This window comes from Pseudomonas sp. WJP1, from assembly GCF_028471945.1.
Taxonomy (GTDB): Bacteria; Pseudomonadota; Gammaproteobacteria; order Pseudomonadales; family Pseudomonadaceae; genus Aquipseudomonas.
This window is the reverse complement of sequence record NZ_CP110128.1, coordinates 6,402,260-6,427,392: the sequence shown is the minus strand read 5'-3', so window position 1 is coordinate 6,427,392 and position 25,133 is coordinate 6,402,260. Positions and strand designations below refer to the sequence as shown.

The 25,133-nt window shown below is 60.7% G+C and carries 24 protein-coding genes; 18 read left to right on the top strand and 6 right to left on the bottom strand.

Annotated features, from left to right (window positions below; translation table 11 throughout):
- The first annotated feature begins 77 nt into the window (after window positions 1–77).
- From OH720_RS29015 to OH720_RS29005, 3 genes are read left to right on the top strand one after another with little or no spacing between them, the layout of a single operon-like run.
- Window positions 78–1,097, top strand: a complete 1,020-nt coding sequence (locus tag OH720_RS29015) for an aminoglycoside phosphotransferase family protein (protein ID WP_272603761.1) — start codon at window positions 78–80, stop codon at window positions 1,095–1,097.
- The gene (gene murU, locus OH720_RS29010) at window positions 1,094–1,765 is read left to right on the top strand and encodes an N-acetylmuramate alpha-1-phosphate uridylyltransferase MurU (protein ID WP_272603760.1); all 672 of its coding nucleotides are present in this window, start codon (window positions 1,094–1,096) and stop codon (window positions 1,763–1,765) included. The genes OH720_RS29015 and murU overlap by 4 nt, the downstream gene beginning before the upstream one ends.
- Before the next feature lies 1 nt (window position 1,766).
- Window positions 1,767–2,534 (top strand): DnaJ domain-containing protein, encoded by a 768-nt coding sequence (locus OH720_RS29005; RefSeq protein WP_272603759.1) that lies wholly within the window; start codon window positions 1,767–1,769, stop codon window positions 2,532–2,534.
- Between the two features lie 59 nt (window positions 2,535–2,593).
- On the opposite strand, the gene OH720_RS29000 is transcribed toward OH720_RS29005, so the two are convergent.
- Window positions 2,594–3,586: an alpha/beta hydrolase family protein gene (locus OH720_RS29000; RefSeq protein WP_272603758.1), complete on the bottom strand. Its 993-nt coding sequence runs from the start codon at window positions 3,584–3,586 to the stop codon at window positions 2,594–2,596.
- Between the two features lie 73 nt (window positions 3,587–3,659).
- On the opposite strand from OH720_RS29000, the gene OH720_RS28995 reads away from it, so the two are divergent.
- From OH720_RS28995 to trpE, 10 genes are all read left to right on the top strand, one after another.
- Complete coding sequence (locus tag OH720_RS28995) at window positions 3,660–6,059, top strand: PAS domain-containing sensor histidine kinase (RefSeq protein WP_272603757.1); 2,400 nt, start codon at window positions 3,660–3,662, stop codon at window positions 6,057–6,059.
- Complete coding sequence (locus tag OH720_RS28990) at window positions 6,060–6,689, top strand: response regulator (RefSeq protein WP_008061576.1); 630 nt, start codon at window positions 6,060–6,062, stop codon at window positions 6,687–6,689.
- A 361-nt stretch (window positions 6,690–7,050) separates the two neighbouring features.
- The gene (locus OH720_RS28985) at window positions 7,051–8,175 is read left to right on the top strand and encodes an ABC transporter ATP-binding protein (protein WP_008061578.1); all 1,125 of its coding nucleotides are present in this window, start codon (window positions 7,051–7,053) and stop codon (window positions 8,173–8,175) included.
- Window positions 8,176–8,223: 48 nt separating this feature from the next.
- On the top strand, window positions 8,224–9,267 hold the full coding sequence (locus OH720_RS28980; protein WP_008061579.1) for an ABC transporter substrate-binding protein: 1,044 nt from the start codon (window positions 8,224–8,226) through the stop codon (window positions 9,265–9,267).
- 139 nt (window positions 9,268–9,406) lie between these two features.
- Complete coding sequence (locus tag OH720_RS28975; RefSeq protein WP_008061580.1) at window positions 9,407–10,654, top strand: ABC transporter permease; 1,248 nt, start codon at window positions 9,407–9,409, stop codon at window positions 10,652–10,654.
- Between the two features lie 12 nt (window positions 10,655–10,666).
- On the top strand, window positions 10,667–11,491 hold the full coding sequence (locus tag OH720_RS28970) for an ABC transporter permease (RefSeq protein ID WP_008061581.1): 825 nt from the start codon (window positions 10,667–10,669) through the stop codon (window positions 11,489–11,491).
- Window positions 11,492–11,716: 225 nt separating this feature from the next.
- Entirely contained in the window at window positions 11,717–12,865 is a 1,149-nt protein-coding gene (locus OH720_RS28965) for an iron-containing alcohol dehydrogenase (RefSeq protein WP_272603756.1), read from the top strand.
- 80 nt (window positions 12,866–12,945) lie between these two features.
- Window positions 12,946–13,620 (top strand): ribulose-phosphate 3-epimerase, encoded by a 675-nt coding sequence (rpe, locus tag OH720_RS28960; protein WP_008061583.1) that lies wholly within the window; start codon window positions 12,946–12,948, stop codon window positions 13,618–13,620.
- On the top strand, window positions 13,617–14,435 hold the full coding sequence (locus OH720_RS28955; protein WP_272603755.1) for a phosphoglycolate phosphatase: 819 nt from the start codon (window positions 13,617–13,619) through the stop codon (window positions 14,433–14,435). Before rpe ends, OH720_RS28955 begins: the two co-directional genes overlap by 4 nt.
- A 69-nt stretch (window positions 14,436–14,504) precedes the next feature.
- Window positions 14,505–15,986: an anthranilate synthase component I gene (gene trpE, locus OH720_RS28950; RefSeq protein WP_272603754.1), complete on the top strand. Its 1,482-nt coding sequence runs from the start codon at window positions 14,505–14,507 to the stop codon at window positions 15,984–15,986.
- A gap of 63 nt (window positions 15,987–16,049) precedes the next feature.
- Here the strand turns inward: trpE and estP are convergent, their stop codons facing one another.
- Complete coding sequence (estP, locus tag OH720_RS28945) at window positions 16,050–17,957, bottom strand: esterase EstP (protein WP_272603753.1); 1,908 nt, start codon at window positions 17,955–17,957, stop codon at window positions 16,050–16,052.
- A 406-nt stretch (window positions 17,958–18,363) separates the two neighbouring features.
- Between estP and OH720_RS28940 the strand changes: the two genes are divergently transcribed.
- The 4 genes from OH720_RS28940 to OH720_RS28925 all read left to right on the top strand — a co-directional run bounded on the left by OH720_RS28940 (window position 18,364) and on the right by OH720_RS28925 (window position 21,650).
- Window positions 18,364–18,957 carry an aminodeoxychorismate/anthranilate synthase component II gene (locus OH720_RS28940; RefSeq protein ID WP_033038788.1) on the top strand — a complete coding sequence of 198 codons (594 nt, stop codon included), beginning with the start codon at window positions 18,364–18,366 and terminating at the stop codon, window positions 18,955–18,957.
- 9 nt (window positions 18,958–18,966) lie between these two features.
- Entirely contained in the window at window positions 18,967–20,016 is a 1,050-nt protein-coding gene (gene trpD / locus OH720_RS28935) for an anthranilate phosphoribosyltransferase (RefSeq protein WP_272603752.1), read from the top strand.
- Window positions 20,013–20,849 carry an indole-3-glycerol phosphate synthase TrpC gene (trpC, locus tag OH720_RS28930; protein ID WP_272603751.1) on the top strand — a complete coding sequence of 279 codons (837 nt, stop codon included), beginning with the start codon at window positions 20,013–20,015 and terminating at the stop codon, window positions 20,847–20,849. The genes trpD and trpC overlap by 4 nt, the downstream gene beginning before the upstream one ends.
- 99 nt (window positions 20,850–20,948) lie before the next feature.
- On the top strand, window positions 20,949–21,650 hold the full coding sequence (locus OH720_RS28925; protein ID WP_272603750.1) for a lipoate--protein ligase family protein: 702 nt from the start codon (window positions 20,949–20,951) through the stop codon (window positions 21,648–21,650).
- 10 nt (window positions 21,651–21,660) lie between these two features.
- Here OH720_RS28925 and crp read toward each other — a convergent pair whose 3' ends face one another.
- The gene (gene crp, locus OH720_RS28920; protein ID WP_008061599.1) at window positions 21,661–22,305 is read right to left on the bottom strand and encodes a cAMP-activated global transcriptional regulator CRP; all 645 of its coding nucleotides are present in this window, start codon (window positions 22,303–22,305) and stop codon (window positions 21,661–21,663) included.
- Window positions 22,306–22,534: 229 nt separating this feature from the next.
- Between crp and OH720_RS28915 the strand changes: the two genes are divergently transcribed.
- Window positions 22,535–22,957, top strand: coding sequence for an OsmC family protein (locus tag OH720_RS28915; protein WP_042730268.1), 423 nt, complete (start codon window positions 22,535–22,537; stop codon window positions 22,955–22,957).
- A gap of 96 nt (window positions 22,958–23,053) precedes the next feature.
- Here OH720_RS28915 and coq7 read toward each other — a convergent pair whose 3' ends face one another.
- The 3 genes from coq7 to OH720_RS28900 form a co-directional block, all read right to left on the bottom strand.
- Window positions 23,054–23,701 (bottom strand): 2-polyprenyl-3-methyl-6-methoxy-1,4-benzoquinone monooxygenase, encoded by a 648-nt coding sequence (gene coq7 / locus OH720_RS28910; protein WP_272603749.1) that lies wholly within the window; start codon window positions 23,699–23,701, stop codon window positions 23,054–23,056.
- A gap of 195 nt (window positions 23,702–23,896) precedes the next feature.
- Window positions 23,897–24,235, bottom strand: a complete 339-nt coding sequence (locus OH720_RS28905; protein WP_007986008.1) for a histidine triad nucleotide-binding protein — start codon at window positions 24,233–24,235, stop codon at window positions 23,897–23,899.
- Window positions 24,236–24,315: 80 nt separating this feature from the next.
- Complete coding sequence (locus tag OH720_RS28900; RefSeq protein WP_032831774.1) at window positions 24,316–25,104, bottom strand: SDR family NAD(P)-dependent oxidoreductase; 789 nt, start codon at window positions 25,102–25,104, stop codon at window positions 24,316–24,318.
- Window positions 25,105–25,133: the final 29 nt, after the last annotated feature.

Sequence of the window (25,133 nt, the reverse complement as noted above, 5' to 3'; positions counted from 1 at the left end):
CTCTCGATGGTCTGAAAAAGATGCTGGATAATAAAGCATGACCCGCTTGACGGCTAGCGCCGTCGGAGACCCTTGCAATGCCTGACCAAGATCTACGTTTGCAACACCTGAAAGTTTGGCTCGATGAACAATTGGCAATCCTTTTCGCGCAACAGGGATGGGGTGCCGTACCCCCGGCCACGTTGACTGCGGCCAGCAGCGACGCGAGTTTTCGGCGCTATTTCCGTTGGGAAGGCGCCGGTAGGAGCTTGATCGTGATGGACGCCCCCCCGCCCCAGGAAAACTGCAAACCCTTCGTGGATATCGCTTTTCTGCTGGCGAAATCCGGAATAAATGTGCCGAAGATCTACGCCGAAGACCTTGAGCGCGGATTTCTTTTGCTTAATGACCTGGGCAACAAGACGTACCTGGACGTGATCGACAGCGCAAACGCCGACGATTTGTTCAAGGATGCCCTGCAAGCGCTGCTGGCATTCCAGCAGTTGCCGATGGTTGCGCCACTGCCGAGTTACGACGTGGCGTTGTTGCGACGTGAGCTGGAGTTGTTCCCCGAGTGGTACGTCAAGCATGAGCTGGGCATCGAGTTCGATGCGGCGCAGCAAGTCCTCTGGCAGCAGGTCAGCGATCTGCTGATCGACAGTGCTCTGGCTCAGCCGAAGGTCCTGGTGCACCGCGACTACATGCCGCGCAATCTGATGCTCAGCGAACCCAACCCCGGCGTGCTGGATTTCCAGGACGCCGTCTATGGCCCTGTCACCTACGACGTGACCTGCCTGTTCAAGGATGCCTTCCTCAGTTGGCCCGAGGAGCGCGTGCGCGGCTGGCTGGAAAATTACTGGCAGCAAGCAGCTGCGCTGGACATTCCGGTGCAGCCAGACTTCGAAGACTTCCTGCGCGCCAGCGACCTGATGGGCGTGCAGCGTCACCTCAAGGTGATCGGGATCTTCGCTCGTATTTGCCACCGCGACGGTAAGCCGCGTTACCTGGGCGATGTGCCACGCTTCTTTGCGTATATAGATGCAGTGATTGCGCGTCGTCCTGAGCTGGCTGAACTGGATGTATTGCTGGCCAGCCTGCGTGCTGGAGTGCCGGCATGAAGGCGATGATTCTGGCGGCAGGCAAGGGCGAACGCATGCGTCCCTTGACCCTGACCACGCCCAAGCCGCTGGTTCGTGCCGGTGGCGTGCCGTTGATCGAGTATCACCTGCGAGCCCTGGCGGCGGCGGGCTTTACCGAGATCGTGATCAATCATGCCTGGCTGGGTCAGCAGATCGAAGACTATCTGGGCGATGGCTCGCGCTACGGTGTGAGCATTCGCTACTCGGCCGAAGGTGAACCGCTGGAGACCGGTGGCGGAATCTTCCGCGCCTTGCCGTTGCTGGGTGACGAGGCTTTCCTGGTCGTCAACGGTGATATCTGGACCGACTACGACTTCAGTGTGCTGCATCAACCCATCACCGGGCTGGCGCATCTGGTGCTGGCCGACAACCCACCCCATCATCTCGCCGGAGACTTCAGCCTGGACGACGGCCAGGTCCGGGATGGCCAGCCGGACACCGCAACCCTGACCTACAGCGGTATCGCCGTGCTGCATCCACAGTTGTTCGATGGTTGCTCGGCAGGGGCGTTCAAGCTCGCGCCGTTGTTGCGCAAGGCCATGGCTGACGGGCAAGTGAGCGGCGAACGCCTGAAGGGGCTTTGGGTGGATGTCGGGACCCACGAGCGTCTGGCCGAAGCTGAAACCCTGATCGAAGCGAGCCGCTGACATGCTGTGGCCAGGGACTCTGATCGGAGCCGGAGCGGGCTTTGCCATCGCCAGCATTCCGGGAGCCATGCTCGGGGCCTTGCTGGGGCAGGTGCTGGATCGGCACCTGCACCTGCAAAGCTGGGCGCATTTGCGTGAAAAGCTCGGGGGTCGACCTGTCCTGCGCAACGACGAGTTGTTGTTTGTGTTACTGGGGCGCCTGGCCAAGTGTGACGGACGGGTAGTGGAGGGACATATCAAGCAGGCTCGCGCGGAGATGCGTGCCCTGGAAATGTCCGAATCGGCACAGCGCCGGGCGATTGCCGCGTTCAATCGTGGCAAGTCGGGCAGTGACCGGTTGCGTGGCCATCTGCTTCGGCTGAGAACTCAGCCATTTGCCGCAGAAGGGGTGTTGCGCGCTTGCTGGCGAATGGTTTGGGCCGATGGTCATGCGGGCATCCGCGAGCGTGAATTGCTGCTCCAGTGGGGCGGTTGGCTTGGGTGGAGCGAGCGGAAGGTCAAGGCGTTGGCGGCCGATTACGAGCCACAGCAGCGTCCGTTGGCCAACAGTGTTACTACCTATCAGGACGCCTTGCGATTGCTGGGTGTATCTGCCACCAGTGAGCCCGCCCAGATCAAGCGCGCCTATCGACGCCTGCTCAGTCGTCATCACCCGGACAAGATTGCCGGCAGTGGTGCAACCGCGTCGCAGGTTCGCGAGGCGACCGACAAGACGCGCGAGTTGCACAACGCCTATACGTTGATTCGACAGCGGCGGGATTTTCGCTAACAGCAAAGAGTTGCGTCGCCCAGGTGTGGATTTGCTGGAGAGCGGGGCGACTCAGTCCATCACTCCGGCGCATTCTGCGGATTTAGCCAACCCCGTACCCGGCGCACCAATTGTTCCTGTTGTGCCTTGTTATTGCCTGGCAAAGCCTTGAGCGAAACCTGGCTGAAGGCCGAAGTCTTCAAGCGTTTACTGGCTTGCAAGCGGGCCAGTGCCGCGTTGCGGTCCAGCGGCTTGTCCATATAGAAGAGGTCGGCGGTGGGCAGCTTTAGGGTTGGCGCGAGTTCGTCCAGTTCAGGTGCCGCCTTGGCCGGCGTCTGCGCGGCGACCATGACGAAGCGCTCGACTTGCGCCGTCTGCTTCTCGCTCAGATACCGCGCGGCCCAATAGGCACCGGTGCCATGCCCCAGCAGCACGATGCTGCGAGCGCTCTGCTGTTCGGCAAAAGCGATGGCCGCGTCGATGCGGGCGAAGATTCGCTCGGCGTCAGCCTTGCTTTGCTCGTCGGCGGTTTCGGCGACTGCCTTGTCCACCACCTCGGCTTCGCCGCCCGCCGCCTGTTCGATGGGGGCCGCGGTGGTTGAGTCTTTGCTGCCGACGTCTGGCGCCTTGGCTGCTGGAGCGGCCTCCACAACGCGCGGTGCTATGGCATCACTTTGCAGATCAGGCAAGGTGATACTCAGGCTGCTCCATTGGGCATCCGGCAATTGGCGGCGCAATGGGCCGATTGCTTGCGGCCAGTCAACGGTTTCGCCAGCGCCGGGGATGATAATGACTGCGCCTTTGGGGTCGGCGGAGTTGGCCGGCTTCCACAGGGCCAGGAACGTATCGCTGCCCGCTTGCAGTTGTTGCTGTTCCTGGCGCGCAATTGTTCGCTCCAGTGCAATCGCTTCTTCCTGACTACGCTCAGGCAACGGCTGGCGTTCGAGTGGTTTTTCTTCGGCGGGTTTTTCTGCTGCGGCAGGCGTCGGGTCAGCCGCCTCAACGGAAAAAGCCCATGGCAGGATCAGCGACAGGCACAATGCTGGCAGTGCCAGGCGGTAGACAGGGAGCATTGGATATTCCAGGCCAGAAGTAATTCCGGCAGCCTAATGGGTTGGTCAGTTTTTGTCAGTGTGTGAGAGTTCGATGATGCGTTTTCGCTGCCTGTGGGTTATCGGCTGTTTGTGGTTGCCCTTGATGGGCTGGGCGGCGGTCGCGCCACCAGCGCATGTCGCTCCATTGTCCGCAGGCCAGCAACAATGGCTGGCGCAGCAGGGCGATTTGCGGGTGGGTCTGGTGTTGCAAGCGCCCTATGCCCAGTACGACCGCCGCTTGCAGCGCCTGTCGGGGGTCAATGTCGAGCTGATGAAGTGGCTGGCCAGGTCGCTCAAGGTCGAACTGAGCTGGCGCAACTTTCCCGATCTCGAGCAATTGGAAGCGGCCGCGCGCGCCGGGGAAATCGACCTCGCCCCGGGGCTGACCCAGACCCCTGGCGGCCTGCGCCTCTGGCAGTTTTCCGATCCGTACATGCGGGTGCCGCAACTGGTGGTCAGCGACCAGAAAAGCACCGGTGCGGTGGAGCTGGAAAAACTCGACAGCCAAACCCGCGTCGCCGTGCGCATGCCCAGTGCTACCGCAGACTACTTGCGCGGCAACTATCCACATTTGAATCTGCAGGGCGTACCGGTCGAGCGCCAGGCGTTGCAACTGTTGCTGAGCCAGCAAGCCGCCTTTGCTGTGGTCGACGAGGCGCAATTGGGGCGCCTGTCCATCGAGCCTGAGTTCTCCGGGCTGGTGGTGGTCGGTGATATCGGCTTGCCACAGCTGCTGCGGGTGGCTACACGGCGCGACCTGCCGGAGTTGGCCGGTATTGTCGAAAGCGCGCTTCGGGCGATCCCGGCCAAGGACCTGGAGGCGCTGCACAACCAGTGGCTGCAACCCAAGTACCCACGGCTCAGCGAGTCCCCGGGGTTCTGGCAAAACCTCTGCCTGCTGTTGATGGTGCTGGCGCTCAGCGCTATGGCCATCGTGTTCTGGCAACGGCGTCAGCAGCACAGCCTGGAGCAACGACTGGCGGCGGCGCAGGCAGACATTGCCTTGCGCGCCGCCAGCGAAGAGGCCCTGAGACTCACGCAGTTTTCCATCGACCAGAGCACCGTCGGCATTCTCTGGGTGAATTGGGACAGCCACGTGCGCTACGCCAACCGCGCCGCCGAAACCATGTTGGGCTATCCGCCCGGTGGGATTATCGACCGGCCGTTGATCGAGTTCGAGCCCGACCTGCACATGGATCGCTGGTTGAACCTGTGGAGGCGCGCCAGGGCCAGCGACGACGCTCCGCAAAGTTTCGAAACCAATTGCCTGCGGGCCGATGGCAGCATCCTGCCGACCGATGTCTCCTTGAGCTTCCTGCGTTTTCGCGAGAGCGAGTACCTGGTGGTCTACCTGACCGATGTCACCGAACGTCGGCGCGCCCTGGCGGCGTTGCAGGAAAGTGAAGCGCGCTTGCAAGGGATTGCGGCGAATGTACCGGGCCTGGTCTTTCGCCTGGAGCGGGCGCCGGTGACAGGCCAGATCGACTTTGCCTACATCAGTGAAGGCAGCGAGAGTCTGGTGGGTTACTCGCCGGCGACCCTGGCCCATCGTGACAAAGGCCTGCGCAGCCTGGTGCATCCGGACGACAAGGCCAGTTATCACCAGACCCAGGACCATGCGCTGGACACTGACAGCGACTGGTCCTGGCAAGGCAGGATTCTCACACGCCAGGGCGAACAACGCTGGGCGGAAATCAAGGCGATTACCCGTCGACTCGAGGGCGGTGCCTACGTCTGGGATGGCATTGTTTGGGACATCAGCGAGAGCAAGCGCATCGAACTGGAATTGGCCAGCTCCCGTGAGCAATTGCGCGAATTGTCCGCGCACCTGGAGAGCGTGCGCGAAGAGGAAAAGGCGCGCATTGCCCGGGAAGTTCACGACGAGTTGGGCCAGATGTTGACGGTGCTCAAGCTGGAAACTTCCATGTGCGAGCTGGCGTATGCGCAGCTCGACCCCGGATTGAACGAGCGTCTGAACAGCATGAAGCGTTTGATCGCCCAGCTGTTCCAGCTGGTACGCGATGTGGCGACGGCGTTGCGGCCACCGATTCTCGATGCCGGGATAGCCTCGGCCATCGAATGGCAGGCGCGCCGCTTCGAGGCGCGCACGCAGATTCCGTGTCTGGTGCAGGTGCCGGAAAACTTGCCGGTGCTCAGTGATGCCAAGGCCATCGGCCTGTTTCGTATCCTTCAGGAAGCGCTGACCAATGTCATGCGCCACGCCCAGGCGCATACTGTCGAACTGACACTGGCCCTTGAAGGTGACGACCTGTGTCTGACCGTCAGCGATGATGGCGTAGGATTTGTCGCCGCGAGCGGCAGGCCAACATCCTTTGGGGTGGTCGGCATGCGCGAGCGGGTGTTGATCATGGGCGGGCAACTGTCCCTTGAGAGCGAACCGGGTGAGGGCACGACCCTGACTGTGCGAGTACCCCTGGATAAGGAGACGTAAGTGATCCGTGTACTGGTTGCCGAAGACCACACCATCGTCCGCGAGGGCATCAAGCAATTGATCGGCCTGGCCAAGGACTTGCTGGTGGTGGGGGAGGCGAGCAATGGCGAACAGCTGCTCGAGACCTTGCGGCATGTGCCCTGCGAAGTGGTGTTGCTGGATATCTCCATGCCGGGTGTCAACGGCCTTGAGGCGATCCCGCGGATTCGTGCCTTGAACAACCCACCGGTGATCCTGGTGTTGTCGATGCACGACGAGGCACAGATGGCGGCACGCGCCTTGAAGGTTGGCGCGGCGGGCTATGCCACCAAGGACAGTGATCCGGCGCTGTTGCTGACGGCCATTCGCCGGGTAGCGGCGGGAGGGCGTTACATCGACCCGGACCTTGCCGACCGCATGGTCTTCGAAGTCGGCCTGACCGATTCTCGGCCGTTGCACTCATTGCTTTCGGAGCGTGAGTTTTCCGTGTTCGAGCGCCTGGCCCAGGGCGCCAACGTCAACGAGATCGCCCAGCAACTGGCGTTGAGCAGCAAAACCATCAGCACCCACAAGGCGCGGTTGATGCAGAAACTCAACATCACCTCGCTGGCCGAGCTGGTGAAATACGCGATGGAGCACAAGCTCCTCTGAAGAACACCGCCGTCCTCCTGTAGAGCCAGGCTTGCCGGCGAAGAACGATGACGCGGTGTGTCGGATACACAGAGGTGCCCCGTTCGCCGGCAAGTCGGATCGCCGCACCGCTGGCCCCTACAGGGGATTCGCGCCGCCATATCCATTTGCGACATTCATGAGCAACCGTTTTTGCTTGTTCTTGCGGCTTGTAGCTGAAAGCTTGCCGCTGCCTCTATCCAAACGCGCCATCCTTGTAGGGCAATCCCTACCCCCAACCTTCCATCTGGCTGAGGCGAATCTCTCTTGCCCCCCGATTTGCGCAGGTTCCAGCGTCCACTAGGCTTAGTCCACAGCAGTCATCAACAACAAAGGTGTGGGTATGAGCCAGGTCGATTCAAGCGCAGGGGCCAATGATGTTCTGGTCAGCTTTCGTGGAGTGCAGAAGAGCTACGATGGCGAGAACCTGATCGTCAAGGACCTCAACCTGGACATTCGCAAAGGCGAATTCCTCACCTTGCTCGGGCCGTCCGGCTCCGGCAAGACCACCAGCCTGATGATGCTCGCCGGTTTCGAAACACCGACGGCGGGCGAAATCCTGCTGGCGGGCCGCGCCATCAACAACGTGCCGCCGCACAAGCGTGACATAGGCATGGTGTTCCAGAACTACGCGTTGTTCCCGCATATGACGGTCGCCGAGAACCTGGCGTTCCCGCTGACCGTGCGCGGTTTGAACAAGAGCGACGTCAGCGACAAAGTCAAAAAAGTCTTGAGCATGGTGCAGCTCGATGCGTTCGCCCAGCGTTATCCGGCACAGCTGTCCGGTGGCCAGCAGCAGCGCGTGGCACTGGCCCGCGCACTGGTGTTCGAGCCGCAACTGGTGCTGATGGACGAACCCCTCGGTGCACTGGATAAACAGCTGCGCGAACACATGCAGATGGAAATCAAGCACCTGCACCAGCGTCTGGGCGTGACCGTGGTCTACGTGACCCACGACCAGGGCGAAGCCTTGACCATGTCCGACCGCGTGGCCGTTTTCCATCAGGGTGAAATCCAGCAGATCGCACCGCCGCGCACTCTTTATGAAGAGCCGAAAAACACCTTCGTCGCCAACTTCATTGGCGAAAACAACCGCCTTAATGGCCGTCTGCACAGCCAGACCGGCGATCGTTGCGTGGTCGAACTGGGCCGTGGTGAAAAAGTTGAAGCCCTGGCGGTGAATGTCGGCAAGACCGGCGAACCCGTCACATTGTCGATTCGTCCGGAACGCGTGAGCCTCAATGGCTCCAGCGAGTCCTGCATCAACCGCTTCTCGGGACGGGTAGCGGAATTCATCTATCTGGGCGACCACGTCCGGGTTCGCCTGGAAGTCTGTGGCAAGACCGACTTCTTCGTGAAACAACCGATTGCCGAGCTCGATCCTGCGCTCGCTGTCGGCGACGTGGTTCCGCTTGGCTGGCAGGTCGAACACGTTCGCGCGCTCGATCCAATTCTAGAGGCGAACTGATCGCCCCGGCTTCAACAACACAAACCCTGCACGTGGAGAGAACAATAAATGTTGAGATCCCTGAAATTCACCGCTCTGGCACTGGGCATGATGGGGGCAGCAAGCGCAATGGCGGCTGGCCCGGACCTGACCGTGGTGTCCTTTGGCGGGGCGAACAAGGCGGCGCAGGTCAAGGCCTTCTACGCACCGTGGGAAGCGGCAGGCAACGGCAAGATCGTCGCAGGCGAATACAACGGTGAGATGGCCAAGGTCAAGGCCATGGTCGACACCAAGAGCGTGTCCTGGGATCTGGTAGAAGTCGAATCGCCAGAACTGTCCCGTGGTTGCGACGAAGACATGTTCGAGCAACTCGACCCAGCCCTGTTCGGCAAGACCGAGGACTACGTCAAAGGCGCCATCCAGCCATGCGGCGTGGGTTTCTTCGTGTGGTCGACCGTGTTGGCCTACAACGCCGACAAGCTGAAAACCGCACCGACCAGCTGGGCGGATTTCTGGGACACCAAGCAATTCCCGGGCAAGCGCGGCCTGCGTAAAGGCGCGAAGTACACCCTGGAGTTCGCACTGATGGCTGACGGCGTTGCGCCGAAAGACGTCTACAAAGTGCTGGCCGGCAAAGACGGTCAGGACCGCGCGTTCAAGAAACTCGACGAACTCAAGCCGAACATCCAGTGGTGGGAAGCCGGCGCACAACCACCGCAATACCTCGCTTCCGGTGACGTGGTCATGAGTTCGGCCTACAACGGCCGCATCGCTGCCGTGCAGAAAGAAAGCAACCTGAAAGTGGTGTGGAACGGCGGCATCTACGACTTTGACGCATGGGCCATTCCAAAAGGTCTGGATAAAGCACGTGCTGACGCGGCGAAGAAATTCATCGCCTTCTCGGTGCAGCCGCAACAGCAGAAGACCTACTCGGAAAACATCGCCTACGGCCCGGCCAACACCCAAGCCGTACCGTTGCTGGCCAAGGATGTCCTGAAGGACATGCCGACCACCCCGGAAAACATCGCCAACCAGGTGCAGATCGACGTCAGCTTCTGGGCTGACAACGGCGAGCAACTGGAACAGCGCTTCAATTCCTGGGCTGCGAAGTAACCACCACCCTTGTGGGAGCGGGCTTGCCCGCGATGGCGTCATCACCTTCAACATCCATGTTGACTGATACACCGTCATCGCTGGCAAGCCAGCTCCCACAGGTTGTTCGTATTAGAAAGATCGATTTCCGGAGTACGCCATGGCTATCGCCGTTCCCGTGAACGCGGGCACTGACCCCACCTTGAAGCAGCGGCTCAAGCATGCCGAGCGGGTCAACCGCTGGAAGGCCCAGGCGTTGATCGCGCCGCTGGTGCTGTTCCTGTTGCTGGTGTTCCTGGTGCCAATCGTGGCGCTGCTCTACAAAAGCGTGGGTAACCCGGAAGTGGTCGGCGGCATGCCGCGCACCGTGGCGGCCATTGCCAGTTGGGACGGCCGAGGCCTGCCTGCCGAACCTGTCTACAAGGCGGCCAGCGAAGACCTCGCCGAAGCGCGCAAGAATCAGACCCTGGGCGATTTGTCCAAACGCCTGAACATGGAGTTGGCCGGCTATCGCAGCCTGCTGACCAAAACCGCCCGCGCCTTGCCGTTCGCCACTGAACCGGCTTCTTATAAAGAAGCGCTGGAGGGCCTCGACGAGCGCTGGGGCGATCCGGCCTACTGGCAAGCCGTACGCCGCAACACCAGCAGCATTACGCCATACTATCTGCTGGCAGCGGTCGATCACCGCATCGATGATCTCGGTGAAATCGCCCCGGCCACCCCGGATCAGGCGATCTACCTCGACATCTTTGCCCGCACCTTCTGGATGGGCCTGATCATCACCGTGATCTGCCTGGTGCTCGCGTATCCCCTGGCTTACCTGCTGGCGAACCTGCCGTCGCGCCAAAGTAATTTGCTGATGATTCTGGTGCTGCTGCCGTTCTGGACCTCGATCCTGGTACGTGTCGCCGCGTGGATCGTCTTGCTGCAATCGGGTGGCTTGATCAACAGCGGCCTGATGGCCCTGGGCATCATCGATAAACCGGTGGAACTGGTGTTCAACCGTATCGGTGTCTACATCTCCATGGTGCACATCCTGCTGCCGTTCATGATCCTACCGATCTACAGCGTGATGAAAGGCATCTCGCCGACCTACATGCGTGCGGCGATTTCCCTGGGTTGCCACCCATTCGCCAGCTTCTGGCGGGTGTACTTCCCGCAAACCTATGCCGGTGTCGGCGCCGGTTGCCTGTTGGTGTTCATCCTCGCCATCGGCTACTACATCACCCCGGCGTTGCTGGGGAGCCCGAACGATCAGATGGTCAGCTACTTCGTCGCCTTCTACACCAACACCAGCATCAACTGGGGCATGGCGACCGCACTCGGCGGCCTGTTGCTTCTGGCGACCGTGGTGCTTTATCTGATTTACAGCTGGCTGGTGGGCGCGAGCCGCCTGCGCCTGAGCTAAGGGGAGAATGAAATGCTGAGTCCTTATATGTCGCCCATCGAGCGGGTGTGGTTCTACAGCTTGCGGATTCTCTGCGGCTTGATCCTGTTGTTCCTGATCCTGCCGGTGCTGGTGATCATCCCGTTGTCGTTCAACTCCGGCAGTTTCCTGGTGTACCCGCTGCAAGGTTTCTCGCTGCAGTGGTACCACGACTTTTTCGCCTCGGCGGAATGGATGCGCGCCCTGAAGAACAGCATCATCGTCGCCCCGGCCGCTACGGTGCTGGCCATGGTGTTCGGTACGCTGGCGGCCATCGGCCTGACCCGTGGCGACTTCCCCGGCAAGCCCCTGGTGATGGCGCTGGTCATTTCACCAATGGTGGTGCCCGTGGTGATCATTGGTGTGGCCAGCTATCTGTTCTTTGCGCCGTTGGGCCTGGGCAATAGCTTCTTCTCGTTGATCGTGGTGCATGCGGTGCTGGGCGTGCCGTTCGTGATCATCACCGTGTCGGCGACATTGCAGGGGTTCAACCAGAACCTGGTGCGTGCCGCGGCCAGCCTCGGTGCTTCGCCGCTGACGGCGTTCCGTCGGGTGACCTTGCCGTTGATCGCGCCCGGGGTGATTTCCGGTGCCTTGTTCGCCTTCGCCACTTCGTTCGATGAGGTGGTGGTAACGCTGTTTCTTGCCGGTCCTGAGCAAGCGACCTTGCCACGGCAGATGTTCAGCGGCATCCGCGAAAACCTCAGCCCGACCATCGCCGCCGCCGCGACGCTGCTGATCGCCTTCTCGGTGATCCTGCTGCTGACCCTGGAATGGCTGCGTGGGCGTAGCGAGAAACTGCGTACCGCGCAGGTCTAACGCCAAACACCGATTCACTGTGGGAGCGAGCCTGCTCGCGAAAGCGGAGTGTCAGTCGACTCAAATGTCGAATGTTCAGCCGTCTTCGCGAGCAGGCTCGCTCCCACAGTTGTTTTGTGTGGTTTTTTGGGGGGGCGTGGGTCATTCACGACCTGAATACCAGACAACACCCGATCCCCGACTACTCTATGTGCCCAGCTCCCACATCCATAAGAGGCTGCGCACATGGGTCTTTCCTCCTTCAAAATCGCTCACAAACTGATCACCGGTGCAGAGGCCATCGAGCAGCTATCGGCGGAATTGACGCGCCTGGACATCGACAATCCGCTGATCGTCACGGACGCCGCGCTGGTCAAGTCCGGCACGGTAGAGCTGGCGCTGGCACAGCTTGGCGGGCGCACCTATGAAATCTTCGACCGGGTGCTGCCGGACCCGGAAATCGCCATCGTCGAAGACTGCATGCGGGTTTATCGCGACGGTGGGCATGACGGTTTGATCGGCCTGGGCGGCGGCAGTGCCATCGACATCGCCAAAAGCGTGGCGGCCTACGCCGGTTACCACGGTGCGCTTGAAGATTTGTTCGGGATCGACCAGGTGCCGCGCAAGGGCCCACCGCTGATCGCGATTCCAACCACCGCTGGCACCGGCTCGGAAGTCACCAACGTGGCGATCCTTTCCGACAAGGTCGCGCAATTGAAGAAGGGCATCGTCAGCGACTACCTGCTGCCGGACGTGGCGCTGGTCAGCCCGCAAATGACTTTGACCTGCCCACGCAGTGTCACCGCCGCCAGCGGCGTCGATGCGCTGGTGCATGCCATCGAATCCTATCTTTCTGTCAATGCCTCGCCGATTACCGACGCCCTGGCCATCGGCGCCATCAAACTGATAGCCAAGGCGCTGCCCAAGGCCTACGCCAATCCGTCCAACCTGCAGGCCCGTGAAGACATGGCCACCGCCAGCCTGATGGCCGGCATGGCATTCGGCAATGCCGGGGTGGGTGCGGTGCATGCGCTGGCGTATCCGCTGGGCGGGCGCTTCAACATTGCCCATGGCGTGAGCAATGCCTTGCTGCTGCCCCATGTCATGACCTGGAACAAGATGGCCTGCGTTGAACGCATGCAAGATATCGCCGAAGCCATGGGGGTGAAGACCGCTCATCTGAGCGCCAATGAAGCGGCCGACAAAGCCGTGGAGGCCATGACCGCGTTGTGCGCGGCGGTGGAAATCCCCCAGGGACTGCGCAGTTTCGAGGTGCCCGAGGATGCCCTTGCGGCGATGGCCGTGGAGGCGGCGGGGATCGAGCGCCTGATGCGCAACAATCCGCGCCGGCTGAGTGCTATCGATATCGAGAAAATCTACCGGGCGGCCTACTGATCATCGCGCTTTCGGTGCGCCGGCCAAAGCAGGCGGTATACAATGCGCGCCATCGTGATTCTGCTCAGAAAAGGTGCGTCATGCAGCCCTTCGTAATTGCTCCGTCGATTCTTTCCGCCGACTTCGCCCGCCTGGGCGAAGAAGTGGACAACGTCCTGGCCGCTGGCGCCGACTTCGTGCACTTCGATGTCATGGACAACCACTACGTACCGAACCTGACCATCGGCCCGATGGTCTGCTCGGCGCTGCGCAAGTACGGCGTGACCGCGCCGATCGACGCGCACCTGATGGTCAGCCCGGTGGATCGCATCGTCGGTGACTTCATCGAAGCCGGCGCGACCTACATCACCTTCCACCCGGAAGCTACCCAGCACGTCGACCGTTCCTTGCAGCTGATCCGTGAAGGCGGCTGCAAGTCGGGCCTGGTGTTCAACCCGGCGACGCCGCTGGACGTGCTCAAGTACGTGATGGACAAGGTCGACATGATCCTGCTGATGAGCGTCAACCCGGGCTTCGGCGGGCAGAAGTTCATCCCCGGCACCCTCGACAAGCTGCGTGAGGCGCGGGCGCTGATCGACGCGTCGGGTCGTGACATTCGCCTGGAAATCGACGGCGGCGTCAACGTGAACAACATTCGTGAAATCGCTGCTGCGGGCGCCGATACCTTCGTTGCCGGTTCGGCGATCTTCAATGCGCCGAACTACCAGGAAGTGATTGAAAAAATGCGTTCCGAACTGGCGCTGGCTCGCCCATGAGTGGCTTTGAGCAGCTGTTCCCGGGGCGCCTGCCACGGCTGGTGATGTTCGATCTGGATGGCACCTTGGTCGACTCGGTCCCGGACCTGGCGGTGGCTGTGGACAAGATGCTGCTCAAGCTCGGTCGCGCACCGGCAGGTATAGACGCGGTGCGTGAATGGGTGGGTAATGGCGCGCCGGTGCTGGTGCGCCGTGCCCTGGCCGGCGGTATCGACCATTCGACGGTCGATGGCGCCGAGGCCGACAGTGCGCTGGAGATTTTCATGCAGGCCTATGCCGATAGCCATGGCTTGACCGTGGTCTACCCCGGTGTGCGCGATACCCTGAAATGGCTGCAAAAGCAGGGCGTCGAGATGGCACTGATCACCAACAAGCCGGAGCGCTTCGTCGCGCCGCTGCTGGATCAGATGAAGATAGGCCGATATTTCAAGTGGATCATCGGCGGCGACACCCTGCCACAGAAAAAGCCTGACCCGGCTGCGCTGTTTTTCGTGATGAAAATGGCCAATATCCCGGCCTCGCAATCCTTGTTCGTCGGCGACTCGCGCAGCGATGTGCAGGCGGCGAAAGCGGCGGGGGTCAAGTGCGTGGCCTTGAGCTACGGCTATAACCACGGGCGTCCGATCGCCGAAGAGTTGCCTACCCTGGTAATCGACGACCTGCGCAAGCTAATTCCCGGTTGCCTGGACCCGGCCGCTGAGATAACGTTGGCCGACGCTGTTCAACCCCCTTCTGGAAACGCCATCGTGGTGGTCACTCGCAAACTCTGGATGAAAGTCATCAAGGCCCTGGCCCGCTGGCGTTGGCGCGCCTGACTGATCCTGGCCGGTTGTCCGGCGCGTTTGCATACCTGACTGTTTGACCCTCAAGCCACGAGGCACCTCATGATCCGCGAAGAATTCCTGCGTTTGGCCGCTGCCGGCTATAACCGCATCCCGCTTGCCTGCGAAACCCTGGCCGACTTCGACACGCCGCTGTCGATCTACCTGAAACTGGCCGACGAGCCCAACTCCTATTTGCTGGAGTCGGTGCAGGGCGGCGAGAAGTGGGGCCGTTACTCGATCATCGGCCTGCCGTGCCGCACCGTGCTGCGGGTGCATGACCATCACGTCAGCGTGACCATCGACGGTGTCGAGACTGAAAGCCACGATGTAGAAGACCCATTGGCCTTTGTCGAAGCCTTCAAGGCGCGTTACAACGTGCCGACCATCGCCGGCTTGCCGCGCTTCAACGGCGGTCTGGTGGGCTATTTCGGTTATGACTGCGTGCGTTATGTGGAAAAGCGTTTGGGCAAGTGCCCGAACCCGGATCCGCTGGGCGTACCGGACATCCTGTTGATGGTGTCCGACGCCGTGGTGGTGTTCGACAATCTGGCCGGCAAGATGCACGCCATCGTCCTGGCCGACCCGGCGCAGGAACACGCCTTCGAGCAAGGTCGCGCGCGTCTGGAAGAGCTGCTGGAAAAACTCCGTCAGCCAATCACCCCGCGCCGTGGCCTGGATTTCAGCAAGCAGCAGGCGGCTGACCCGGTGTTCCGCTCCAGCTTCACCCAGAACGATTACGAAAAAGCCGTCGACACCATCAAGGAGTACATCCTGGCCGGTGACTGCATGCAGGTCGTGCCGTCCCAGCGCATGTCGATCGATTTCAAGGCAGCACCCATCGATCTGTACCGGGCGTTGCGTTGCTTCAACCCGACGCCTTACATGTACTTCTTCAACTTCGGCGACTTCCACGTTGTCGGCAGTTCGCCGGAAGTGCTGGTGCGGGTCGAAGACAACCTGATCACCGTGCGCCCGATCGCTGGCACCCGTCCACGCGGGGCCAACGAAGAGGCCGATGTGGCACTGGAAAAAGACCTGCTGTCGGACGACAAGGAAATCGCCGAGCACCTGATGCTGATTGACCTGGGCCGTAACGACACCGGTCGGGTCTCGGAGATCGGTTCGGTGAAGCTCACCGAGAAAATGGTCATCGAGCGTTACTCCAACGTGATGCACATCGTGTCCAACGTCACCGGTCAACTGAAGGCCGGCCTGACGGCGATGGACGCACTGCGGGCGATCCTTCCAGCGGGCACCTTGTCCGGCGCACCGAAGATCCGCGCGATGGAAATCATCGACGAACTGGAACCGGTCAAGCGCGGTGTCTACGGCGGCGCCGTCGGCTACTTCGCCTGGAACGGCAACATGGACACCGCCATCGCGATCCGTACGGCGGTGATCAAGAACGGCGAACTGCATGTGCAGGCCGGTGGCGGCATCGTCGCCGACTCGGTGCCGGCGCTGGAATGGGAAGAAACCCTGAACAAACGCCGCGCGATGTTCCGTGCGGTGGCCCTGGCGGAACAAACCCCGAACGCCTGATCCAAAAAAAACGCGGCACCTGAGAAGGCGCCGCGTTTTTTTGTACCTGCGGTTTACCGTGGATCAGAAGTCCAGCGCGACCCCAGCGGTAATCCCTTGCTGGGTAAAGTCATCGTCCTTGCGCAAGGTGTACCCGCCACGCAACGCAAGATCAGCCGTCAAGTTGTGGCTGACTCCCAGGCTCACGCGATTCAAATGGCTCTGTGGTGTATAGCCAGCAAGCGTGAAGTCGAGGGACGGCAAGCTATTGAGGGCGATGTTTACCTTCTGCACGTCATCTTCATACTCACGCTCGTAGGCGTATTCGCCAAACACTCGGGTCTGCGAGGTGATCTGGTACTTACCCTGCAACCCGGCGCCGAGACGTTTCGAATCGCGTTTCTGATCATCAAAGGTCAGCGCCGTGGAGCGACTGGTGTTTTCCGAGTAACCGTCGACTTCCACTTTGGCGTAATCGGCGCTGATGAACGGCGACAAGTGCCACTCACTGTCTGGCTGTGCAATGTCATAGCCCAGGCGTGTGCTGAATGCCCAGAGGTAGCCGTCGGTGTCGCCTTTCTCCGCACCTTCACCCGCGCCTAGATCGAATTTGCGTTTGAGATCGTCGTAGTCCAGCTTGCCGCCGGTCAAGGCGGCATCGGCCCACCACCGGTTCTGCTGGAACTGGGCGAATGCCGTGGCCAGGTAGCTGTTGAGCTTGTAGTCCGAATCGTTGTTTCCCGCTTCCAGGTTCTGACGATAGAAGCCTGCCGCCACACCCACGCGCCAGGCTTCGTTGAGGCGATAGCTGCCGCCGATGTTCAAGCTGTAGCCGTTGCCATCGGCATCGGCACCGCTGCTTTGTTGGTCCACATCGATATGCTGGCCACCCCCGGCCACAATGGCCCGCCATTGGCCGACCGCCTGCCAGCTCTCCCAATCGGATTGCCATTGGCTGCGCAGTTCATCCTGATGCGCGCGTAGCGTGGCGTGGGCCATTTCCGGCAGCAGCGTCAGCTCCCAGGGCGCAGCAAGTAAGGAATAGGCGTAGTCGGCCACCAGTTTTTGCCCGGCTTCGGTCGGATGGACCCCATCGTTATAAACCAGCTGGCTGGGGTCCGGGGTGGCGCTGTTGATGCCAAAGGTAGCGTTTTCGGTGCAGCCGTCGCCACTGAAGCAAGTCGCGGTCAGGTTCTGGCCGGTAGCAAAACCGAATCGCGCCGGATCGGCGAAGGTTTCCTGCAACAACAGTGGAATGTTCAACGGAATGATTTGGGCATCGATGCCTGCCAGTCGAGTGACCAGTTGCCGATTGAAGGCCGCGCTCAATTGCGAGGTAGGTCCCTGTAGAGGAGTGCCATTGATGGCAGGTGTCAGGCCCAGGTCAGGCAACAGCCAGACCATGATGTAGCGGGCGCCGGCCGATTGCAGAACCTGAACGCTGTTGGCCAGTCGGTCCGCCGCGGCATTCGCCTGGGCGCCACTTTGCACACGTCCCTGAAGAAAGTCGTTACCGCCGCCGGAGAGGTAATAGAGCGCGTTCGGATCGGCACGGAAATTGTTGGCCGGCAGGTAGCCCGCTCGTGCACGTTCGCCCGTGGCGGACAACGTAGTGATTGAATCGAGGATCTGATCGGTGCGGTAGCCGCCGACGGCCCAGTTGTTACCATCGGGCAGGCCCTGGGCGGCGCGTGCGGCTGAAGTCGAAGCGGCGGTCTGGTCATCCGGGAAGCCAAGCCTGCCCCCAAGCAGCTGGGTTGAGTTGGCGGAATAGACTTCGCCGCTGCCGTCCTGATACGTCGGCCCGGTCCGGTTGGTAAAGCGCAAGGTCGAACCGGGAGGGCCGCCCGCGTCGGTAAACTGCCCCGCATCGTTGAGGCTGTCACCGAAGACGATGAAGTTCGAGTAAGGGTTGGGCGCCGCGATCGCCTGAGCGCAGGCCATGGCGAGCAGGCAACCGGCAAGCGGTGCAAACAGCGTCTGTCTGATCATGAGCAAGTCCGTTTGTTTATTGTTTTAGTGGGTGAAACGACAGTGCCAAAAAACTATAGAGCCTGATGCCATTCGGCGCGAACCTGCCGAATGTTGCACTTGCTTCGATCGCCCCATATTGCACGCTCTGCCCAGCTAAGTTACTGTGCCAGGACGTATAAATGAGACCTTCCCCGTGTTGATCGTCAGCAAACTCCTGGATCAAGTCATCAAGGCACACGCCCGCTGGCGTTGGCGCGCCTGAATCCTTCTGCCGGCCCGGCCGGATCTTTACCGCTTCGCCTTCTTTACTCGCAAGACATTGCCCTTTGCTTCGCGATTCCAGCGACCGCCAAAGTGCAGGACGCTGCGGGTAAATCATTCGAAGGCTGTATCAAGTCAGTGAATTCAAGAGGTTCTTAACGCCATGTTGCTGATGATCGATAACTACGACTCCTTTACCTACAACGTTGTGCAATACCTTGGTGAGCTGGGCTCCCAGGTCAAAGTCGTGCGCAACGATGAACTTACCGTTGCCGAAATCGAAGCCCTCAATCCTGAGCGCATCGTCGTCTCTCCCGGTCCCTGCACCCCGACCGAAGCCGGCGTCTCGATTGATGTCATCAAGCACTTCGCCGGCAAACTGCCGATTCTCGGTGTCTGCCTGGGGCATCAGTCCATCGGCCAGGCCTTTGGTGGCGATGTGGTTCGCGCGCGCCAGGTCATGCACGGCAAGACCAGCCCGGTGTTCCACGAAGACAAAGGTGTCTTCGAAGGCCTGAACAAGCCGCTGACGGTTACCCGCTATCATTCATTGATCGTCAAGCGCGAAACCCTGCCTGATTGCCTCGAGCTGACCGCCTGGACCCAATTGGAAGACGGCTCGGTCGACGAAATCATGGGCCTGCGCCACAAGACCCTGAACATCGAAGGCGTGCAGTTCCACCCTGAGTCGATCCTCACCGAACAGGGGCACGAGCTGTTTGCCAACTTCCTCAAACAAACCGGCGGCACGCGCTAAGGACTTTTCATGAATATCAAGACAGCCCTGGGCCGGATCGTCGAGCAACTCGACCTCAGCACCGATGAAATGCGCGACGTAATGCGCGAAATCATGACCGGCCAATGCACGGACGCGCAGATCGGCGCGTTCATGATGGCCATGCGCATGAAGAGCGAAAGCATCGACGAAATCGTCGGCGCGGTATCGGTCATGCGCGAGCTGGCGGACAAGGTCGAACTCAAGACCCTCGACGGTGTAGTCGATGTGGTCGGCACTGGCGGTGACGGTGCCAACATCTTCAACGTGTCGACCGCGTCGTCCTTCGTGGTCGCGGCGGCCGGTTGCACGGTGGCCAAGCACGGCAACCGCGCGGTCTCGGGCAAAAGCGGCAGTGCCGATTTGCTGGAGGCGGCCGGCATCTACCTGAACCTGACCCCGGTCCAGGTGGCGCGCTGCATCGATAACGTCGGCATCGGTTTCATGTTTGCCCAGACTCATCACAGTGCCATGAAATACGCCGCCGGCCCGCGCCGTGAGCTCGGTTTGCGTACCCTGTTCAACATGCTTGGCCCGCTTACGAATCCGGCTGGCGTGAAACATCAGGTGGTGGGGGTGTTCACTCAAACACTTTGCCGGCCATTGGCCGAAGTCCTGCAGCGTCTGGGCAGCAAGCACGTGCTGGTGGTGCATTCTAAGGATGGCCTGGACGAGTTCAGCCTGGCGGCACCGACCTTTGTCGCGGAATTGAAAAACAACCAGATCACCGAGTATTGGGTCGAGCCGGAAGATCTGGGTATGAAGAGCCAGAGCCTGCATGGCCTGGCGGTGGAAAGCCCGGCAGCCTCCCTGGAGTTGATTCGCGATGCCTTGGGCAAGCGCAAGACCGAAAACGGTCAGAAAGCTGCCGAGATGATCATGCTCAATGCCGGTGCCGCGCTGTATGCGGCCGACCATGCCAGCAGCCTGAAAGAAGGCGTTGCCCTGGCGCACGATGCGCTGCACACCGGCCTCGCTCGGGAGAAACTCGAGGAGCTGGGTGCATTTACCGCGGTATTCAAAGTGGAGAATGAGGGATGAGTGTACCGACGGTTCTGGAAAACATTCTGGCCCGCAAAGTTCAGGAAGTCGCCGAGCGTAGCGCCCGTGTGAGCCTGAGCGAGCTGGAAAGTCTGGCCAAGGCGGCCGATGCACCCCGTGGTTTTGCCAAGGCTTTGCTGGCTCAGGCCAAGCTGAAAGAGCCGGCAGTCATTGCTGAAATCAAGAAAGCTTCGCCGAGCAAAGGCGTGATCCGCGAGAACTTCGTTCCCGCCGATATTGCCAAGAGCTACGAGAAGGGCGGTGCGACCTGCCTGTCGGTGCTCACCGATATCGATTACTTCCAGGGCGCCGACCTGTACCTGCAGCAGGCCCGCGCGGCCTGCAAGCTGCCGGTGATCCGCAAGGACTTCATGATCGATCCGTACCAGATCGTCGAAGCCCGTGCCCTCGGCGCCGACTGCGTGCTGTTGATCGTCTCCGCCCTGGACGACGTGAAAATGGCCGAGCTGGCGGCCGTGGCCAAAAGCGTCAACCTCGATGTGCTGGTGGAAGTCCACGATGGCGATGAGCTGGAGCGGGCCTTGAAAACCCTCGACACGCCGCTGGTTGGCATCAACAACCGCAACCTGCACACCTTCGAAGTCAGCCTGGAAACCACCCTCGACCTGTTGCCGCGTATCCCGCGCGATCGTTTGGTGATCACCGAAAGCGGCATCCTCAATCGTGCCGATGTCGAGTTGATGGAAATCAGCGACGTCTACGCGTTCCTGGTTGGCGAGGCGTTCATGCGCGCCGAAACCCCGGGCACTGAACTGCAACGTCTGTTCTTCCCTGAGCGCGGCATTCCTGTCAGCGGTTCTACGCTCGACTGATCCGCCATTGCAGGCAGCCCTGTTCCCCAGTGGGAGCGGGCTTGCCCGCGATGAGGCCATCAAATTCCCCAAAGACGTGATGTCTGCCGGAGTCGCCCCATGTCGCTGCCTACCTCTTTGACCATCGAAGCCGGCCTACAGGCCGAACAGGATCTGTTGGCATCAGTCTGTGCCGGCGACGCGGAGTTCGGCCTGCTGTTCTGGCAGCCGAGCGATCGGGCGTTGGTCATGCCACGCCGTTCGAGTCGCTTACCGGGGTTCGAACAGGCCTGCGAAGTCTCCGCCGCTGCCGGCTGGCCGGTATTATTGCGTGAGACCGGCGGCGAACCGGTGCCGCAGTCCGCCTCGACGATCAACATCGCCCTGGTTTACGCGCCGCCGCGCAGCGAAGGGGATCTGAACCGCATCGAGACCGGCTACCGACGTCTGTGCGATCCGATCTGCCAGTTGCTGGATGAGCTGGGGGGCACTTCGTCCCTGGGCGAAATCGACGGTGCGTTCTGTGATGGCCGCTTCAACGTCAATCTGGATGGGCGCAAGATGGTCGGTACGGCCCAGCGCTGGCGCCAGAGCCAGGGTGGTCAGCGTCCAGTCGGGCTGGTGCATGGTGCGATGTTGCTGGATAACGAGCGCGAATCGATGGTCGCGGCGGTCAATCGCTTCAATGAGGCCTGCGGTCTGGAGCAGCGGGTGCGTGCTGAAAGCCACATCGCCTTGCATGAGAAGTTCACCGCGCCGGATGCGCTGGAACGTCTTGATGAACTCTTTCGGCAAATGCTCACCCAGATGTTCAACGGCTGAGTTTACGAACTTAGCGCGTACCGAAGACCACCATGGTCTTGCCTTTGACATCCACCAGGTTGCGCTCTTCCAGATCCTTGAGCACACGTCCGACCATCTCCCGGGAACAGCCGACGATCCGTCCGATTTCCTGGCGCGTCACCTTGATCTGCATGCCATCAGGATGGGTCATGGCGTCTGGCTGCTTGCACAGTTCAAGCAGGCAGCGGGCGACGCGACCGGTGACGTCGAAAAATGCCAGGTCACCAACCTTGCGGGTGGTGTTACGCAGGCGTTGTGCGATTTGTCCGCTTAGTACGTAAAGAATGTCCGGGTCCTGCTGCGACAGTTCGCGGAATTTCGCGTAGCTGATTTCCGCCACTTCGCATTCGACCTTGGCCCGCACCCAGGCGCTGCGCTCCTGTTCGTGGCCAGCCTGCTCAAACAGACCCAGCTCACCAAAAAAATCCCCGGCGTTCAGGTAGGCGATGATCATTTCCCGACCGTCGTCGTCTTCGATCAGGATGGTGACCGAACCCTTGATGATGAAGAACAGCGTCTCCGAGCGGTCACCAGCACAAATGATGTTGCTCTTGGCCTGATAGCGACGGCGCTGGCAATGCATCAGCAGCTTGTCGAGGTTTTTCATCTTGGGGGTGGGGGCAATAGCAACCATGGTTGTATCCCGAAAAGACTGCACGGAGTGTTGGGTTTGTTATGAATTGCGGAAATCGCGGCACAGCTGGCCAGGCGCCAGCGAATTGGCGCCAGCTTACCAGACACTTCTTGCAGTATTCGAGATTTTACCTACAGCGCTGATGGTTATGTCCTAGGACGCCAATCACTGTCAACCAAGGGGCCTGTGCTAAGCTGGCGACCCTTTTTTAGACAGTGGAGTCTTGGCGATGAAGGCACGCATCCAATGGGCTGGCGAAGCCATGTTCCTCGGCGAATCCGGCAGCGGTCATGTCGTGGTCATGGACGGTCCGCCCGATGCCGGCGGCCGTAACCTGGGTGTCCGGCCGATGGAAATGCTCCTGCTGGGTGTAGGCGGTTGCAGCAATTTCGATGTGGTCAGCATCCTCAAGAAGTCCCGTCAGGCGGTCGAGAGCTGCGAGGCGTTCCTGGAAGCCGAGCGCGCGACCGAAGATCCGAAGGTTTTCACCAAGATCCACATGCATTTTGTGGTCAAGGGCCGTGCCCTGAAGGAAGCGCAGGTCAAGCGCGCTATCGAACTGTCCGCTGAAAAGTATTGCTCGGCTTCGATCATGCTGGGTGCGGCAGGTGTAGAGATCACTCACGACTACGAGATTATCGAGCTGGGTTGAATCGACATCAAAAAAAAGGCGACTACCTCACGGTAGTCGCCTTTTTTTGTTTCTGGTGCAGCACCCGATGTGGGCGCTCGCCAGCTTGCGAAGACGTCAGATTCGATAAGTGCTCTTGGTCATGACCTTGGCCATCAAGCTCATGCCGAACTTCACCGGTGCCGGAAAGCGGAAACCGCCAGCTTCCAGTGCGCTTTCGGCATGCTGTTCTTCATCGATGCGCATCTGTTCGAGAATCGCCCGGGACTTTTCATCCTCGGCCGGCAATTTCTCCAGGTGTTCATTCAAGTGCTTGCATACCTGATCTTCCGTCGCTGCGACAAAACCCAGGCTGACTTTGTCGCTGATCAGGCCTGCAACAGCGCCTATGCCGAAGGACATGCCATAGAACAGCGGATTGAGAATGCTGGTGTGGCTGCCCAACTGATGGATGCGTTGCTCACACCACGCCAGATGGTCGACTTCTTCTTCGGCGGCGTGCTCCATCGCGATGCGCACTTGAGGCAGCTTGGCGGTCAGCGCTTGTCCCTGGTACAGCGCCTGTGCGCAGACTTCACCGGTATGGTTGATGCGCATCAGCCCGGCAACGTGGCGGGTGTCTTCATCGCTCAATTTCGCATCGGGCTGCACGATGGCGGGCGACGGACGGTAGGGCTGGCCGCTGAAGGGCAGCAGGGTTCGCATCGCGGCATCGGCTTGCAGCAGAAGGCGGTCAATCGGCGAGTAGTGACGTTGGGTAGTCATGCTGACCTCCGGAGGAATCTCGGCGGCCAGTTTAACCCAATCGGCCGGGGAAGGTTTGCGTTGGGTCATTCTCTTGAGACACCAGCGCCCCCGTAGGAGCGAGGCTTGCCCGCGAACCTGGCGACTCCATGTGTCAGACAAACCGAGTCGCCAGGTTCGCGGGCAAGCCTCGCTCCTACGGGAGCGTGTATTGAATCAGCCCGGCGGCCAGTGCATCTGGCGCTGACCCAGTACATGCATATGAATGTGATAGACAGTCTGCCCACCTTCTTCATTGCAGTTCATGACAACGCGGAAACCTTTTTCGCAACCCAGTTCCAGGGCCAGGCGCTGGGCGGTGAACAGGATGTGTCCAGCCAGCGCCTTGTCGTCCTCGGTCAGGTCGTTCAAGGTGCGTACCGGCTTCTTCGGAACCACCAGGAAGTGCACCGGTGCCTGTGGGGCGATGTCGTGGAAGGCCAGTACCTGGTCGTCCTCGTAAATGATCTTCGCCGGGATTTCCCGGTTGATGATCTTGGTGAACAGAGTATCCACAGCTGTTTTCTCCGTTGTTTGGGCTGGCCCGAGTGTACCCATGCCGGGTGTACCCGCCCAGTGTTTTACTGTAGGACCCTTCAGCGCGGGCAGTGAGCCTTGATGACCATGCCGGTGATTGTCCTGATCAGCCAGCGCGAGCCGAACCGGGGCAGGGTGGCGAACCAGCGGTTGCGCCGCCCGGGGATGATGATTGCGCGATTTTTCTCCAGGGCTCGCACCGTATAAAGCGCGACTTCCTCCGGACTCATCAGCATTTTACTGTTGGCCAGTTTGTCGCTGTTCAGTTGCGCGGTGCGGAAAAACGCCGTGCGAGTCGGGCCGGGGCAGAGCACCGAGACCTTGACCGCGCATTTTTTCAGCTCGACCCGCAGGGCTTCGGAAAAGTGCAGCACATAGGCCTTGCTGGCGTAATAAGTACTCATCCACGGGCCGGGCTGGAACGCCGCGACCGAAGCGACGTTCAGAATTTGACCGCCACCCTGCAACGCCATGCTGTTACCGATGGCATGGCACAGGCGAGTGAGTGCCAGGATGTTCACTTCGATCAGATCCTGCTCGGTCATCCAGTCCTGGGCCAGGAACGGGCCGCAAGTGCCGATGCCGGCGCAGTTGACCAGCAGGTCGATCTGCCGGTCACCTTCCTCCAGCTCCAGCAGGAAGCCCGACAGGCGCAGCGGCTCGCCCAGATCGCAGGCACGGAACAACACTTCCACGCCAAAACGTTGGGTCAGTTCAATCGCAATGCTTTCCAGCTGATCACGCTGTCGAGCCACCAGAATCAGGCTTCGGCCGCGCCGGGCCAGCGCTTCGGCCATCGCCAGGCCGATGCCGCTGGAAGCGCCAGTGATCAGAGCGTAACGGGTCATGCCAATCTCCATCGCAACAGCTCCGCGCC